This is a genomic window from Streptomyces sp. NPDC052109 (assembly GCF_040680195.1).
Lineage (GTDB): Bacteria > Actinomycetota > Actinomycetes > Streptomycetales > Streptomycetaceae > Streptomyces.
In genome coordinates this window covers 1-15,448 of the sequence record NZ_JBFAWF010000014.1, presented here as the reverse complement: position 1 = coordinate 15,448, position 15,448 = coordinate 1, and the positions used below count along the sequence as shown (strand labels likewise).

At 71.7% G+C, this 15,448-nt stretch carries 15 protein-coding genes; 7 read left to right on the top strand and 8 right to left on the bottom strand.

Translation table 11 applies throughout. The annotated features are described in order from the left end of the window. Positions 1-53: 53 nt before the first annotated feature. Both AB0L59_RS26000 and AB0L59_RS25995 read right to left on the bottom strand, forming a co-directional pair. Positions 54-557, bottom strand: a complete 504-nt coding sequence (locus tag AB0L59_RS26000) for a DUF3761 domain-containing protein (protein ID WP_365587982.1) — start codon at positions 555-557, stop codon at positions 54-56. A 793-nt stretch (positions 558-1,350) separates the two neighbouring features. Beyond that, positions 1,351-2,382, bottom strand: coding sequence for an aldo/keto reductase (locus tag AB0L59_RS25995; protein ID WP_365588379.1), 1,032 nt, complete (start codon positions 2,380-2,382; stop codon positions 1,351-1,353). Here AB0L59_RS25995 and AB0L59_RS25990 point away from each other — a divergent pair. The 3 genes from AB0L59_RS25990 (at position 2,318) to AB0L59_RS25980 (ending at position 5,793) form a co-directional block, all read left to right on the top strand. Then, complete coding sequence (locus AB0L59_RS25990) at positions 2,318-2,482, top strand: hypothetical protein (protein WP_365588416.1); 165 nt, start codon at positions 2,318-2,320, stop codon at positions 2,480-2,482. The two genes, AB0L59_RS25995 and AB0L59_RS25990, sit on opposite strands and share 65 nt — an antisense overlap. A 16-nt stretch (positions 2,483-2,498) precedes the next feature. Then, complete coding sequence (locus AB0L59_RS25985) at positions 2,499-2,858, top strand: hypothetical protein (RefSeq protein WP_365587980.1); 360 nt, start codon at positions 2,499-2,501, stop codon at positions 2,856-2,858. Positions 2,859-3,516: 658 nt separating this feature from the next. Then, a complete protein-coding gene (locus AB0L59_RS25980; RefSeq protein WP_365587977.1) occupies positions 3,517-5,793 on the top strand; it encodes a SpoIIE family protein phosphatase in 2,277 nt (758 codons plus the stop codon). Between the two features lie 56 nt (positions 5,794-5,849). Here AB0L59_RS25980 and AB0L59_RS25975 read toward each other — a convergent pair whose 3' ends face one another. Genes AB0L59_RS25975 through AB0L59_RS25955 form a run of 5 tightly spaced genes read right to left on the bottom strand, consistent with a single transcriptional unit; the run spans position 5,850 to position 11,150 of the window. Next, positions 5,850-6,758 (bottom strand): STM4011 family radical SAM protein, encoded by a 909-nt coding sequence (locus AB0L59_RS25975; RefSeq protein ID WP_365587974.1) that lies wholly within the window; start codon positions 6,756-6,758, stop codon positions 5,850-5,852. 9 nt (positions 6,759-6,767) lie between these two features. Continuing rightward, positions 6,768-8,120 carry an STM4012 family radical SAM protein gene (locus AB0L59_RS25970; protein ID WP_365587972.1) on the bottom strand — a complete coding sequence of 451 codons (1,353 nt, stop codon included), beginning with the start codon at positions 8,118-8,120 and terminating at the stop codon, positions 6,768-6,770. Next, entirely contained in the window at positions 8,117-8,974 is an 858-nt protein-coding gene (locus tag AB0L59_RS25965; protein WP_365588376.1) for an STM4013/SEN3800 family hydrolase, read from the bottom strand. Before AB0L59_RS25965 ends, AB0L59_RS25970 begins: the two co-directional genes overlap by 4 nt. Positions 8,975-9,020: 46 nt before the next feature. Continuing rightward, positions 9,021-10,193 (bottom strand): STM4014 family protein, encoded by a 1,173-nt coding sequence (locus AB0L59_RS25960; protein ID WP_365587970.1) that lies wholly within the window; start codon positions 10,191-10,193, stop codon positions 9,021-9,023. Beyond that, positions 10,194-11,150 carry an STM4015 family protein gene (locus AB0L59_RS25955; protein WP_365587967.1) on the bottom strand — a complete coding sequence of 319 codons (957 nt, stop codon included), beginning with the start codon at positions 11,148-11,150 and terminating at the stop codon, positions 10,194-10,196. 168 nt (positions 11,151-11,318) lie between these two features. Here AB0L59_RS25955 and AB0L59_RS25950 point away from each other — a divergent pair, with 168 nt between their 5' ends. Beyond that, a complete protein-coding gene (locus tag AB0L59_RS25950; protein ID WP_365587964.1) occupies positions 11,319-11,645 on the top strand; it encodes a hypothetical protein in 327 nt (108 codons plus the stop codon). Between the two features lie 41 nt (positions 11,646-11,686). Next, positions 11,687-12,697, top strand: a complete 1,011-nt coding sequence (locus AB0L59_RS25945; protein WP_365588374.1) for a DUF6745 domain-containing protein — start codon at positions 11,687-11,689, stop codon at positions 12,695-12,697. Between the two features lie 43 nt (positions 12,698-12,740). On the opposite strand, the gene AB0L59_RS25940 is transcribed toward AB0L59_RS25945, so the two are convergent. After that, complete coding sequence (locus AB0L59_RS25940; protein ID WP_365587962.1) at positions 12,741-14,342, bottom strand: FAD-binding oxidoreductase; 1,602 nt, start codon at positions 14,340-14,342, stop codon at positions 12,741-12,743. Between the two features lie 71 nt (positions 14,343-14,413). Here AB0L59_RS25940 and AB0L59_RS25935 point away from each other — a divergent pair, with 71 nt between their 5' ends. Both AB0L59_RS25935 and AB0L59_RS25930 read left to right on the top strand, forming a co-directional pair. Further along, positions 14,414-15,010 (top strand): TetR/AcrR family transcriptional regulator, encoded by a 597-nt coding sequence (locus AB0L59_RS25935; RefSeq protein WP_365587959.1) that lies wholly within the window; start codon positions 14,414-14,416, stop codon positions 15,008-15,010. 272 nt (positions 15,011-15,282) lie between these two features. Beyond that, positions 15,283-15,448, top strand: a 166-nt coding sequence (locus AB0L59_RS25930; protein ID WP_365588371.1) for a TetR family transcriptional regulator, incomplete at its 3' end; no start/stop codon positions are given.

Here is a 15,448-nt window from a genome sequence, read left to right as displayed (position 1 = left end):
AAGAGGGTGACCAGCCGCCCGTGCCGTTCGCCGTCGTGGTGCGCCTACCTGGCCTACCTGTAGAAGACGGCCACGCCGCCATGGTGCGAGCAGGCGCCCTGATGATGGGCCGCGTACGAGTAAGTGCCGTCATTGCAGAGCGCGGTGGCACCGTTCCCGGCGCTGCCGCTCCCGCCCGAGGAGCTGGAGCCGCCACCCCCGGACGACCCGACGGACGAACCACCGCTGCTTCCCGAACCACCGCTGCTTCCCGAACCTGCGGCGGCCGCGTGCGCGGTGACCGTCACCTTCACCTTGACCGTCTTCGTCGCCGTCACCGTCGGCCCCGGTTCGGGCGTCGCTGTCTCCGTCGCTGTGGCAGTCGCCGTGACCGTGGCCGTCGGCCGCACCTTCTGGGCCGCCGGCTTGGCGTCGCCGCCCTTGTCCTGGCCCCCGCCCCCGGCGCCGATGCCGAGGAAGAAGGCGAGGCCGACAGCGGGCAGCACGTACCGCTTCCGTGCCCATCTCGGAGCCGTTCTGACCGGCGGCTGCGGCGGCATGGTGTACGGGTTGTTCATGTGTCCCCCCAAGGTGTGTCGGAGGGATGACCGTAACGCCAGTTGTGAAGCTTGTGTGCGGATTCGGTGTAACGGTCATCTATTCGTGACCCGCCAGGGGGAGCCGGCCGGTTCACGGACCCTGGAGCCGAGCGTCTGCCAGTACCCGCCGTGACGGCCCCACGGCGAGCAGCCGGCTCCGGTCTGCGCCGGAACACCGAACCCCGGAGCGGCTGTTCGCAGTTCGTCCTACCACTGATCCGGGTCCGAGACCGTGCGGACCTCGGCCGGGCGTGAGCCGATTCGGCCCTGCCGGTAGTGGACCGGGGCCAGTACGACCCGCAGCAGGGGTGTGCCTCACCCCATCAAGGCGCGACTGGCGTAGCCGTACCGCAGGTTGCCCGCGGTGGACGTGGTCCGCCTGGGAAGAGTCCTTTCCCCTTCTGTGGAGTTGCCGGACCAGCATGAGCTTCACTTGACCGTGCCACGTCCGTGTCGGCGCCCCAGCCGCGCCTCTCCATGATGTGCGCGCGGTCCTCTTCGGCCGGCCAGGTGGTCGCCTCGGAGATCTCCCGGAACGACTCCAGCAACTCGCCCTCGGTGGGCGGGGTACAGCGCTGGTTGGGCAGGCGCTTGGTGGCAGCCAGGGCCTGCAGGGGGGTGGGATGTGCCGGCTGGGGCGACTGGGGTTTGGTCCGGTGCCACGTGCGGCGGATGAGACACCGTGGATGCGCCCGGAGCCGGGAGCCGCGGCCTGGGATTCAGCCGACGGGGAGCGCCGGGCTGCGAAAGGTGGTGGTGTCGCCGCCGAGGACTACGGGCCGCTGGGAGGCGATCCGGTCGTGGGCCAGGCCGAGGGGACGCGGCTGACCTCGTCCAGGCCCCGGAACTGCTCGGCGTCGAGCCGGACGTCGAGAGCCCCGAGGTAGTCCTCCAGCTGAGCCGGCGTACGTGGCCCGATGACGGGGACGAGCGGTGTGGCGGCGCGCGCGGCGTGCTCGCGGACCCAGGCGACCGCGACCTGTGCGGTGCGTGCGCCGATCTCCTCGGCAACGGCCAGGACTGTGTCGGCCACGGCGGTCTTGCGCTGGTCGCTCTCGGTGTGGACCAGGCGCTTCCAGTCGGTCAGCCGACTCTCGGTGCTGGTGCGGTACTTCCCGGTGAGCAGTCCGCCGCCCAGCGGTGACCACAAGGCCCCGCCGAGCCCGAGCGCCTCGGCCATGGGCAGGATCTCACGGTCCGCGGTGCGTTCCACCAGGCTGTACTCGAGCAGGCCGCGCAGCTCGGCGAGGATGACGGCACGGGAGGTGCGCCAGGCGGGGAAGTCGGACAGCCCGGCGTGGTGGATCTTGCCCTGCCGCGCCAGGTCGTCCAGGGCGCGAAGGATCTCCTCGATCGGCGTGACGGTGTCGGAGAAGTGCACCCACAGCAGGTCGATGCAGTCGGTCCGCAGCCTGCGGAGGCTGTCCTCCACGGCACGCACCCTGTTCTTGCGGCTGTTGCCGGTGCGCATGACGCCCGCAGCGGAGCCGACGCCGTTGGGGAACTTCGTGGCCAGTGTGAACCGCGAACGCCTCCCGGTCAGCAGCTCGCCGGGGATCTCCTCGGACTGGCCGGCCTGACAGCTCTCGGCGGTGTCGGCGAAGGTGCCGCCGGCATGCGGCCGAAGGTCGTGTACTGCATGACGTCCCCTCCTGGAAGCACAGTCTGTAGAACGGTCGGTGTACTTCTGACCGCACGCCTCGACCCGCCCAAAATAAAACGATCGGTATACTTCGGCCGTGGACACCACGCCCGGCCCAGCCCTCGAGCGCCCGCGCGGCCGTCGCGGCGCCCGCGGGCGCATACTGCACGCGGCGGCCAAGCTCTTCTACGAGGAAGGCATCAACGCCACCGGCATGGAGCGCCTGACCGAATTTCGAAGGGGAGGCCGCACCACGCGGTGAGCCGGCTCTCCACCGCTTGGATCTCACCCCTCGTGAACGGCTTCTGGAGGTCTTCGCCGCGCCCGCGGGCGAGGCACCGCTGCGCGGCTGTCCCTTCCACAACGCCGCCGTCGAGATGGCGGACACGCTGCCCGCCGTCCGCGAGATCGTGGCCCGTCACAAGCAGGCCTTTGCGGACCTCCTGACCGAGACGGCACGCGAGGCCGGTGCCGCCGACCCCGAGGTCCTGGGGCGGCAGCTCGCGGTCCTCTTCGAAGAAGCCGAGGCACCGGCCACCTCCCTGAACGACCCGCGGCCGGTGAGCGGCGCCCGAGCGGCCGCCGTCACGCTGATCGACGCGGCACTCTCGCGGGCAGGCCGAAGCGGCGTGGCATGAAACCGCACAGAGCCTCGCCACGGCGGGCATCTGTGAACCGGCATCGGATGATCATGTGTTGTCGTGTGAGGGCAACGTTGCGACGGTTCAGGAAGCGGCAGCCGAGAGCGGCGAGCCGAAGCCGTGGGCCGGAGGCGGCGGGCCCGCCCTACAGGGCTTTGCCCGGCTCGAACCCGCAGGTGACCTACCAGGTGCCGGAGGAGACGTCGGGGACGCCGCGCAGGCGGCGGGGCGCCCGGCATCTTCCGGCCGTGGCGGGTGGTGAGGGCGCGAAGGTGCTCGCTGTGGGCGGCGCGGGTCCGTTCGGCCTCGGCCTCGGCGCGCGGTCCGCAGTCGCCGACGCTGCCGTAGCCCTCGGCCTCGGTAGGCCGAGCCGCGGTAATCGCATGGCGCCGGCGATGAGCCCGTCGGGGCGCCGGACGCGGTACCGGGCCAGGGTGCGGCAGGACTGGCGGGCGTCAGGTGCCGGGCCGCGTCGCCGTCCACGCAGGGGATGACGCGGTCGCCCGGGGCGGTGCCGCAGCAATCGTCGGCCCTGCTGTTGTCGGAGGTCGCCGCCGGGGGCTCACTATGGGGGGAGAGCGCGTTGCGTCCACCGACGACTGCTTGGGTCGAGCGGCTCCGCCACCCGTGTGCGGGCCGGAGCGGAGGTGTTGTCATGTCCAACGGTGGCGTGCTCATGCGGGTTGCCCATGGCGGGCGAGTGATCGAGTGGTCCGATTTGGCCCGGCAGATGTTCGGCTGGTGGCCGAGGGAGGCCGTGGGCGAGGATCTCGGGGCGTTGCTGCGGGAGACGGGCGGCGGAGGCCGGACGCCCCTCATGCCCCTGGGTCTGCTGACGGTCAAGCCGTTGCTCATCGGCTCCGGGCTGGTCTGGGAGGTGCGCAGCGGCGGCGATCGCGGCGGCGAGCAGGAGCTGGCGTTCCTGCGGGCCATGTTCGCCCACCCGCCGATCCGCCTGCACATCCTGGACGGGAAGCTGCGTATCGTCCGGGTGTGCGACGAGCGGCGTGGACCGTCGGACCGTCCGGTCGACGACCTGCTCGGCCGCACGTTCCCCGAGGCCTACGGGCTCGCCGCTCCCGAGGAGGAGGTTGCGGTGGCGCGCAGGGTTCTCGCCACCGGGGAACCCGCGTTCCACCGCGTGGCATGGGTGCGAGGGCTCGACGCGTCCCACCCCAGGCGGTACTCGCTCTCCTACGTCCGTCTGGAAGGCGAGCACGGAGAGGTCAAGGGGCTGGTCGTCTCGGCACTGGACGTCACCGACCGCGAGCGGGCCGTGCAACGTCTGAGGCTTCTGGAGGCGGTGCGCAGCCGCACAAGCGAGCACCTCGACGTCATGACCGTGTGCAGGGAGCTGGCGGAGGCGGTCGTGCCGGAGTTCTCGGGCATCGCCGTGGTCGAGGTCATCGAGCACGTCGTCCGGGGCGAGGATCCGCCCCTGGCGCCGGTCGACGGCGAGGTGCCCCTGAGACGAGCGGCGTTCCGGGGCCAGGTGTCGGCCTATCCGGTGGGTGAGGTGCGCAGGCTGCCGGCGGGCACCCCCTACTCCCTCGTGCTGACCGACCTGCGGCCGCGGCTCCTCCGCGTGGACCACGACAGCCCCTGGCTGGCGGCGGATCCCGCCCGTGGCCACGCCATCGAGCAGGCGGGGGCCCACTCCCTGATCGTCGCGCCACTGGCCCTGCGGGGCCAGGCCCTGGGCGTGGTGAGCTTCTACCGATACGGAGAGGAGGAGGACTTCGACGAGGACGACATCGCGCTGGCGTCGGACGTCTGTGCCCACGCCGCCCTGAGCATCGACAACGCACGCCGCTTCGCGCGAGAGCGCAGTATCGCCGCGACCCTGAAGCGCCGGCTCCTGCCCCGGCGGCCAGCGGAACCGTCGACGGTCGACTTCTCCCATCTCCACATTCAAGGGCCGGGCGGCGGCGGGGCCTGGTTCGATGTCATCGAGCTGGCGGGGGCACGAACCGCTCTGGTCCTCGGTGACGTCTTCGGTCGGGGCATCGCCACCGCCACCGCGATGGGTCAGCTGCGTACGGTCATCCACACCCTGGCGGCCCTGGACCTGGAACCCGACGAACTGATGGCGAGACTGAGCGACACCGCGGCGCGCCTGGCCATGGAACGTGCCGCTCTTCCGGCCGGGGACAGCTTGCATCATGAGCCGCTCACCGCCGGTTGTCTGATCGCGGTGTACGACTCGGTGGACCAGACGTGCACGATCGTCCGTGCGGGGCTGTCGGATCCGTGCGTGGTCGTCCCGGGCGACAGCCCGACCCTCGTGTCCGTGCCGGCGGGGCCCCTGCTGGCCGGAACCGATCACGCCCCGTTTCCCCGCACGACCGTCGATCTGCCCGCGGGGAGCATCCTGGCGATCGGCAACGAGGACCTGCTGACGCCGTCGGCCGGGCTGCTCCCGCTTCTCGACGCAGGCGCCGACCAGCCTCTGGACACGTTGTGCGACACCATCGCGTACGCGCTGCGGGACCGCGACGAGACGGAGAAACTCGTGCTGCTGGCCCGTGTCAGGACACTTCCCGCCGAACAGGTGCTGACCCTGCCCCTGCCCGCCGAGCCTGAAGCCGCCCCCTGGGCACGCGCCGCCACCCGCCGGCAGCTCGAAGCGTGGAAGCTCGGCGAAGAGGAGGCCTTCACCGCCGAGGTCATCGTCAGTGAGCTGGTCGGGAACGCCGTCCGCTACGGCGCCCCTCCCATCCGACTGCGTCTCGTCCTGGACCGGCGCCTGACCTGCGAGGTCAGCGACGCCGCGAACAGTGCGCCCCACATCAAACACGCCCGAACCGTCGACGAGGGCGGACGAGGCATGTTCATCATCGCCAGCCTCGCCGACAACTGGGGCACCCGCTGGGGCAGGCAGGGCAAGACGGTATGGGCCCAGCAACCCACGGGCACGGCGAGTGGGCCTTAGGCCGGGGCCACCGGGCGGAGCACTCTCGCCATCGAGTGCGGGGAGCTGGACATCCCTCATCTCCGCTGCGTCGGACGCACTCCACGTGCTCTCTGCTGCCCGGTGGTTCCGGCAGGTCCCACGGTCCCCGCAGGGATGCGTTCCAGGACGCCGCCCGCGAAGACGTCGTACAGCGGGAGGGTTTCGAGGTGGACGTAGCCGATGTGGCAGTCGCACGCGGCCAGGGGGCAGGGGCGCGGGCGGAGCGCCGTTCGGTAGGAGCCGTCGTAGAGGTTGCCGAGCTCGGTGCGGACGAAGTGGCAACGGCGGACTGTGCCTTCTCCGTCGACCGAGACGACCGACTCGCCGGTACGGCAGGGCATGCCGGCACTGGGGTGCGGATGGCGGCTGTACGGGAACAGCGGGTCCAGTGACGTCCACGCCGCCGCGTCCGCGTCCTCGTAGGTGTGGCCCTCGGCCGCGTTCACCCAAAGGTAGACGTGCTCGGGCAGGTCGGCGCGCAACCGCCGGGCCTGGTCGAGGTGTTCGGGCAGTCCGACGATGCCGACGCTGTACCGGACACCCCGCTCCGCGAGGTCACGGCACTTCGCCAGGAAACGGTCGTACGGGGTCTGTCCCGGGTGGTACGTGCACCACAGGGCCAGGGTGTCCGGGTCGGCGTCGGCCAGCCAGTCCGTACGGCAGCTGAGGTTGGTCTGGATCGCGACGCGGCGCACATGCGGCAGTCGCGACAGGTCCACCAGGGCCCGCCGGTACCAGGAACGGACCAGTCCCTCGCCCCAGGGGGTGAACAGCACCGACAGGCAATCGCCGGTCTGCGCGGCGGCCCACTCCGTGAAGCGTTGCAGTGCCGCACGGTCGGCGCGGAGTTGGGCCGTGCTGTCCCGCCGCTTGGCGAACGGGCAGTACGGGCAGTCGAAGTCGCAGGAGGCGAGCGGTCCGCGGTAGAGGATGGTCAGGTCCATGCGAGCCACCTACTTGCGTTCGTAGGCGGCCATCGCGGCCCGCACGGCCGGGGAGAACAGCTCCGGCCCTATCGCGTCGGAGTGCGCGAGCCCTTCGGCGGTCAGCCGGAGCCGTTGCGCCCCGCTTTCCCGCTCCAGCCACCCCCGCTCGGCGAAGCGACCCAGCTCGGTCGAGAAGTCGTCGAAGGGGTCGCTGCCGAAGCGTGTCCGGTAGTCGCCCATCGCCAGGCCCTCCGCCTGCAGGAGGGACTGCAGGAGATGACGGCGGCGCGCCTCGTCGGCCGTCATGCGCCGGCCGTGTTCGGCGTGGGCGAAGTCGGCGGCGGGGCGGGTCACGTAGTCGTCGACGATGGCGCGGATCTCGTGCATGCCCACCGCGTAATCGAAGGAGTAGTGCAGCTCGGCCGTGTACGAACGGGCGCCGCAGCCGAGGCCGATCATGCCGTCGGTCTGGCAGGCGTAGTCGTCCGCGCCCTGGGGCGGGGCGTCGGCACGGCGGAACATGCGCATCGAGTGCTGCACGTAGCCGTGGGCGAGAAGGTGGTCGCGGCCCAGCCGGTACAGGCGCAGCCGCTGCTCGTCCCAGGCGGGGTCCGGTCCGCGGCGGTGACGGCCGAGGCCGGTGAGAGGGCGTACGTAGAGCGGGTAGAGGTAGAGCTCCTCGGGGCGCCACGCGAGGGCGGCGTCCAGCGAGTGGAGCCAGGTGGCGTCCGTCTGGCCGTCGATGCCGTAGATCAGGTCGATGTTGAGCACCGGCAGGGCCGTGTCCCGGATCCGGGCCAGGGCAGCCTCCACGTCCGCGCGGCGTTGAGGCCGTACGGCGGCGCGGGCCTCGGTGTCGACGAAGCTCTGGATGCCGAGGCTGAGCCGGGTGGTTCCTCGTTCGACGAGGACCTCCAGGCGGTCGGTGGTGGCCGTGGCGGGTGACGCCTCGACGGAGAGCGGGATCGCGCGCAGATCGGCACCCATGTGGTGCTCGGCTATGTCGCAGAGGCGTTCCAGTTCGGTGGCGGTGAGGAAGGTGGGGGTGCCGCCACCGAACGCGGCGGTCGCGAACCGGAGGTCGGCCGCGTCGCCCAGGGCCGCGCGGACGGTCGTCGCCTGGCGTTGCAGGGCGTCCAGGTAAGCGGTGGTCAGGCCGTCCGGCGCGCCGATCCGGGTGAACAGGTTGCAGAAGCCGCAGCGCACCTCGCAGAAGGGTATGTGCAGGTAGAGGGAGAGCGCGTCCTTGGGTTCCCGCGCCCACAGCGTGCTGAGCAGAGGACGGTCGGGCAGGCGGCGATAGGACGTTTTGTGGGGATAGGCGTAGACGTAACTCTGGTACGGGGTGAGGGCGGTGGGCTGTGGGGATGCGAGCGTCATCGGGCGGCCTCGGCGGTCGTGCGCTGCTGGTCGGCGTCGGGGCGCGGGGCTTGGTCGGGGTCGAGGAAGAAGTGTGCGTAGGGCACGGTCCACACGGACTCGTGGCCGAGGCGGTGTCCGGTGTAGCCGCCGTCGCCGTAGGCGGTGCCGTGGTCGGAGCAGACGATGGCGAAGCAGCGGCGGCGGCTGCTCACCGCGGCGAACAGTCGGCCGATGTGCCGGTCCACGTACGCGAGGGCCGCGGCGTGGCTCGCGCGGGTGTCGCCGGCCTCCCGGGTCGCGCCGGCCAGGTGGAACCAGTTGGGCTGGTGCAGCGCCGACACGTTGACGAAGAGGAAGAGACGCTGGTCGGCGGGGAGTCGGCGCACGACCTGTTCGGCGCACGTCACCTGTGACTCGAAGGAGGTGGGGGACGTCACACCGAACTCCGGCCGCCAGTGGGACTCCTGGAACATGCCCGGCAGGACCGAGCCGAGCGGGCCCTGCTTGTTGAAGAAGCCCACTCCCCCGATGCACACGGTGTGGTAGCCGGCCTTGGCGAGCCCAGTGACGAGGTCGGGGGTGTCGTACACATAGGTGCCGTTCGCGGTGGTCTCGCTGCCCGCGAAGCGTGCGGCGAACAGACGCGGATGCGGGCCGGGAGCCGCCGGTGTCGGCAGGAATCCGGCGAAGATGGCCTGGTGCGAGGCGTAGGTGAAGCTGCCCGGGGCGTGCCGCTCCTCCCAGCGGCCGCCGGGCAGGTGGCGGGCCAGGTGGGGGATGCGGCCCTCCGCCGCCAGTTCGGCGGCCACGTCGTGGCGCAGGGTGTCCAGGGTGACGAGCAGGAGGTCGTGGCTGCCGACGATCCGGTTCATGTCCGGGTGCCCGGTCGGGCCCGCGGGCGGGTGGGGGCGCGTCGGGTCAGGCGATGGCATGGATGGTTCCCGTTCCGTTCTCTTGCGGGTGGTGCGTGGGGGCGTGCCCGGCCAGGACGGCCGCGACCTGTGCCCCGTAGGTGTCCTGGCGCTCGGCGCCGCTGCCGGGCAGACCGGTGAGCCGGGGCAGCAGGTCGCCGAAGGCGTTGACCTCGCCGACGGCCATGCGGCGCCAGCCGATGGCGGGCAGCAGGTCCACGCCGACGCACAGGGTGCGCGGGAAGCAGGCCGCCGCCCGCTCGCACACGCCGAGGACGTCCGACCAGCGGGCTCCCGCCGACTCCACCGACGCGCGGACGGCTTCGAGGTCTCCGCGCCGACCCCCGAGGTGAAGGTTGGTCAGCGGAAACGGGCTCGTGCGCACCACGGCGTGAGTGGCTCTCCCGGCCACGACGACGACCCTCAGGTCGGCGGCGCGCCCGTGTTGGGATGCCTTGGGCAGCCAGCGTTCCAGGTGCAGGCCGTCGGGGGCCAAGGCGTCGACGACGGCCGCGATCCGGCGTTCGTCGTCATAGCGGCGGACGCGAAGGGAGTTGAACAGGCACCCGTCCGGGGAGAGTTCGACCGAGGTGGTGGCCCGGATCCGGCCGCCGCCGGCCGACTCGACGGCGAGCACACCGGAGGCGGACGAGCCGTGTGCGGGCTTCACGAACACGCGCGGCATCCGGTGATCTCGCATCAGATCGCGGACGTCGTCCCAGCCGCGGACCGGCGGCGCTTCGGCGCCGGAGGTGGGTGAGGCCGGGACCGGCACCCCGGCCGCGGACAGCACCGCGTGGCATCGGCGTTTGTCGAACAGGACGGCGAGTTCGTCCGGGTCGTCCAGACGCACGCCGCCCCGCAGGCCGCGCAGCGCCGACATCAGTGTCGCGTACCAGCGGCCCGAGCCCTCCACCCGGGTGGGGTCTCCCGTGCCGCGCAGCAGCCGGTCGACCTCCGCGTTCTCGCCCGGGGAGTCCAGCCGGACGATCTCGTCCGGCTCGAACTCGCCACCACCGCGCAGTACGTCCGCCCAGGCGACGACGCGCGGGGCGGGCAGCCCGGCCGCGCGCACGGCGCGGTCGAAGAGCGCGATGCGCCGGTTCTCGGGGTTGCCGACCACCGCGAAGCGCACGGCGCCGGTCCGCCGCGCGCCGGGCTCTGCCTGGTGCGGGGTCACTCACTCACCCACGGCCACATAGCGCCACACGGTTCCGTCGCCGTCCGTGTCCTCCTCGGCGTCGCCCCGGTCGAGGTCGAGCTCGACCCCGGCCGGTTCCAGAGTCTGGCGGATGCGGTCGAGGACCGGCTCGGTGATGTAGTGGTGGTGCAGGTCGAGCCTCTTCAGGTGGGTGAGGGGCTGGCCGCCGAGGAGGGCTGCCGCTCCTTCGTCGGTCAGGACTCCCATGGAGAGGTCCAGCGTCTCCAGACGTGCCACCACCGGAGCGGACGCGAGGGCCGCTGCGACGGCGTCCTGCATCTCGCTGTTGCGCAGCGCGAGATGGCGCAGGCGCGGCAGGCGGGCCCCGGACAGGAGGGGTTCGAGGTCCGTCACCTCGCTGTCGCCGCCGTAGTCGGGCGTGCCCAGCCACAGGTCGAGATGCTCCAGTGCGGGCAGATCGCTGGCTCCGACGCCGCGTACCACCTCGGCGGGCAGTCCGCCGGCCTCCATCGTCAGGCGGCGCAGGCCCGTGTGGCGTACGGCCGGGAACCTCAGCTCCGATCCGCCACGCACACCGAACTCCTCCAGTTCGGGGAATCCTGCGAACAGTGGGGTGACGTCGGTCTGCTGGATCCAGGAGATCTCGCTCTCCTCCATGACCATGTCGCCCAGGAACAGCGCGCGCAGGGCGGGAAGGCGGTCCCGGGCGGCCAGCAGTGCCTCGACGACGGGGGCCGAGTCGGAGTTGTACGCCTCTCCCCAGGCGCCGACTATCAGGGCGCGCACACGCGAGGTGTCGACCGCGTCCAGGAAACGGGCGAACGCCGCCGTCCACTCCTCCTCGGCGTCGTAGACATCGGCGGCGATGCGCCAGGCGGACCCCTCCGGTTCGGGCAGGACCTGCTTCTCGCCCGGAGCGGGGAAGGGATGCACGGGCAGCCCGTGGAAGGACTGCAGGTGGTCACCGATGGTCATGCGGCTGCTCCCGGAGCTGGAATCGACTGCGTGCTGATGTCGGCAGTTCTACCAACAGCCGCTGACAGCACGGGCCTCGGGGCGACTTCGGGTGCGTTGTCAGTGGCGGGCCCTACTGTCGATGTCACGGCGGCGGTGCGGTGCGCACCGCGGTGGAGGGGAGCAGTCATGTACCGGCAGGGAGACGTCCTGCTCGTGCCCGTGGCCGAGGAAGCGGTCCCGGCGCATGTGGCGGGCGCGCCGCGCGAGCGGAGGGACGGGCGGGGCCGACTGGTTCTGGCCCTGGGCGAGGTCACGGGCCACGCGCACGCCGTGGTGGGACCGGGTGATCTGGTACGCGAGAGCGGGCCGTTCGGGCCGATGCTGCTGCATCTGCCCAAGGGCGGCAGGGTCGTTCACGAGGAGCATGCGGCGATAGCGCTGCCCGCGGGGTGGTACCGCGTGATCCGGCAGCGGGAGTACGTGCCGGGGTCGGTGCGGATCGTGGCGGACTGAGGGAGAGGGAGCGGACGGTGACGGAACTGGAGACCCCGGCGATGACGCGTGCGGGCACGGAGGGGGACGCGGTGGCGCGGTGGCGGGCCTGGGCCGCCTCGACGGCTCCGGCCGACCGGCGCAGGGCGGAGGCCGGGATCCGTCTGGCCTACCGGGGGGCAGGGCTGCCCGAGCCGGAGCGTGTGGTGTGGGCGAGGTCCCCCTGCGAGGGGGTCAGGCTGGTGCAGGCCCTGCAGGACGAGGGCATGAGTGTGCGGGAGGTGGTGCGCAGTGCGCCGTGGGCGGCTGAGCGACGACGGCTCCACGAGGAACTGGGTGCCGTGGGATGGGCCACGCGCTGGGCGGCCACCGGTGCGCGGCTGTGGGATCTCACCCAGGTGCTCGTCGACCGGATCCGGGCAGGCGTGCTGGACGAGCTCGGCGGGGGCGCGGAGGTGCGGCTCGTACTGCTGGACGCGGTCCTGGGTCAGCACGACGCGCCGTGGCTTGCGGCGTTTCCCGGCCGCCCGGGTCCGCTCGAAGGCCTCGCCGAGGTGTGCCGCAGCGCCGGTTGGTGGTGGCCCTTCGAGAGGGTGGCCGTCGTCTGCGAGCGGCCCTCGGTGCTGCACCGGGACGAGGCGGGCCGGCTCGACCGCGGCGACGGACCGGCCCTGGCCTTCCCCGACGGATTCGCCCTCCACGCCTGGCGCGGCATGCCCGTCCAGGCCTCCTTCGTCGAGGAGCTGCGCACGCTCACGCCCGAGCGGATCCGGTCGGAGGAGAACGCCGAACTGCGACGGGTGATGCTGGAGTTCTACGGCTACGACCGCTATCTGGCCGACTCCGGCGCCCAACCGCTCCACCGGGACGAGACCGGCACGCTGTGGCGGATCGACCTCGACGGGGACGAGCCGACGGTGATGGTCGAGGTGCTCAACTCCACGCCCGAGCCGGACGGTTCGCATCGCACGTACTGGCTGCGTGTGCCGCCGGGCACCCGTACGGCGCGCCAGGGAGTCGCCTGGACGTTCGGGTTGGACGCAACCGCCTACGCACCGCTGCGTCAGACCTGACCCGAACCGTTCCCCGTCGCCGTTCCCCCGCAGTGGCCCGGGGTCAGGGCGCCGGAAGAAGGACTCCGGGGTTGAGGACGCCGGCCGGGTCCAGCGCGGTCTTGGCGGCTGTCAGCGCTGCGGCGAAGGGGCCGGGACGCTGGCGGTCGTACCAGGGGCGGTGATCCCGTCCGACCGCGTGGTGGTGGGTGATCGTACCGCCGCACGTGTGGATCGCCTCGGACACCGCGTCCTTGATGTGGTCCCACTGGGCCACGGTGCTGCCCCAGCGGCCCGGCGCGTACACCCCGAAGTACGGTGCCGGCCCGTCGGGGTAGACGTGGGTGAACCGGCAGGTCACCACTCCGGTTCCGGCGACCTCATGGATGGCCTGCCGGGCTGCCTCGGTGACCGTCCGGTGGAGGACCTCGAAGCGGTCCCAGGTGCATGCCGTCTCGAAGGTCTCCACGATCATCGAGTGCCGGGCCAGTGCGTCGCGCTGGTAGGGCATCCGCAGGAACGACGAGCGCCAGGTGTCCGCGGCGGAGGCTCCGGCTGAAGCTCCGTCCGAGTCCCTGCCGGGGGCCTCGGCGGTACCGACGACCGGCTCTCCCCCGTGGTCGCGGCACAGTTCGACAGCACGCTCCAGGCCGGGACGGACGGGATGGTCCGCCGATTCGAAGGCGAGCACGAGCAGGCCGCCGGCGTTCACGCCGACGTTGATCAGCGCCTCGCTCGCGTCGAGGAGGCGGCAGTTCGCCGGGTTCAGCCCGCTCTGCGCGATCGCCCGGGTCGCTGCCACCGCCGCCGTGTAGTCACCGAAGCGCACGGAGACCCCGGCGCGCCAACGGGGGCGTTCCTGAAGGCGCATCCATGCCTCGGTGATGATGCCCAGCGATCCCTCGCTGCCCAGGAAGAGGCGGTCCGGTGACGGTCCGGCGCCGGAGCCCGGCAGCCGCAGCGACGCGCTCACTCCGGCCGCTGTCACCACGCGCATCGACTCGACCAGATCGTCGATGTGCGTGTACAGCGTCGCATAGTGGCCGCCGGCGCGGGTGGCGAGCCAGCCGCCCAGCGTGGAGAACTCGAAGGACTGCGGGAAGTGGCGCAACGTCAGTCCGTATGGACGCAGTTGGCCCTCCAGGTGCGGGCCCAGTGTGCCGGCCTGGATGCGCGCGGCACGACTCGTCCGGTCGATCTCCAGGACCCGGTTCATGCGCCCGAGATCGACGGTGACCACGGCGGGGTGGCCGTCGCACCGCGGCTCTACACCACCGACCACCGAGCTGCCGCCGCCGTACGGCACGACGGCGACGCCCTCGTGGGTGCACCAGTCGAGGAGATCGATCACGTCGCGCTCCTCGGCCGGCCGGGCGACGAGGTCCGGGACATGGCGCAGATCGCCGTGCAGATTGCGCACCACGTCCCGGAACGACTTGCCGTGCGCGTGCGCGGCCCGGTCCTCGGGTTCCCCCGAGCACAGGTCGGCGAGCGAGGCGGGAGGGGTGACGCGGGGCCCGGGCAGGTCGAGCGAGGAGATGACCGGTGGCTCGTGATCGGTCAGCTCGCCCGGCATCAGCGCCCGCACACGTGTCAGAAGTGCCTCGAGTTCGGCGCCGCGCACAGCGTCCTCGACGTTTCCCCATCCCCACCACGACCGCGCCACGACGTCGCCTCCCCTGAATTGACCGATGGGTAAATTACTGAGTGGTCATATCGTGGACTAGGATGCGGGGCATGGGCAAGGCCGGAACCAAGGGCGTCTCTCGTGCCGACCGGGAGGGGCAGATCATCGACGTGGCCGTGGAGGAGTTCGGCGCACATGGCTACGCCGGGGTCTCCGTCGCGGCCGTCGCAGGGCGCGCGGGAATCTCCAAGCCTCTGATCTACAGCTACTTCGAGTCCAAGGACGGCTTGTACCTCGCCTGCGTGCACCGCGTGGGCGGCCTCCTGGTGGAGGCCGTGGCCGCGGCCCGCTCGCGCAGCGGGACGACCGGTCACGCACTGGACACCCTCTCCGCGATCTTCACGGCGGTCGAAGGCTGCCGGCACGCGTGGTCCGTCCTCTACGATCCGGCTCTGCCGCCTGCCGGTGAGATGCGCGACGCCGTGAACCACTACCGGGGACGGCTCGCCGCCATGGGGGCAGCGGGCGCCACCGGGCTCCTCACCCACTCCGGACACGACGACGCGCTGGACCATCAACTCCTCAACCACGTCTGGCAGTACGCAGTGACAGCCGTGATGCGCTGGTGGTCCGAGCACCCGGACCAGAGCTCGGCCGACATGACGGCCCGCTGCGCCCGCCTCCTCACCGCACTCGGCGCCGGCTGACCTTGATCCGCAACGGGACACGGGGCGCGGTACGACCGCCGACCTGCGCCCGGCGGTGGTCGTGCGGTGGGGCGCGGCTTGGCGGGCAGGTGGCCGACGGTGTCGGGGCGAGTGAGGTCGAAGCCTCCTGCGGCGGGCAGGTTGGCGGTGCGGTCGGCGAATCCACTGTTGAGAAGTTATCTGCCACATAACTGTCGCTGTTAATGCAAATACTTTCGCATTAGAGAGGCGGAATGGGACCCAGGTTTCACAACCGCCGCTAGACTGGCGCGGTGAGAGCCGACGCAGCGCGCAATCTGGAAGCCGTTCTGACCACTGGGGCGCGGATCCTCGCCGCCGACCCGGGCGCGAGCATCGCGAGTATCGCCGGGGAGGCGGGGGTGGACCGCCGCACGGTCTACCGGCGGTTCGCCTCCCGGGAGGAACTCCTCGCGGCGA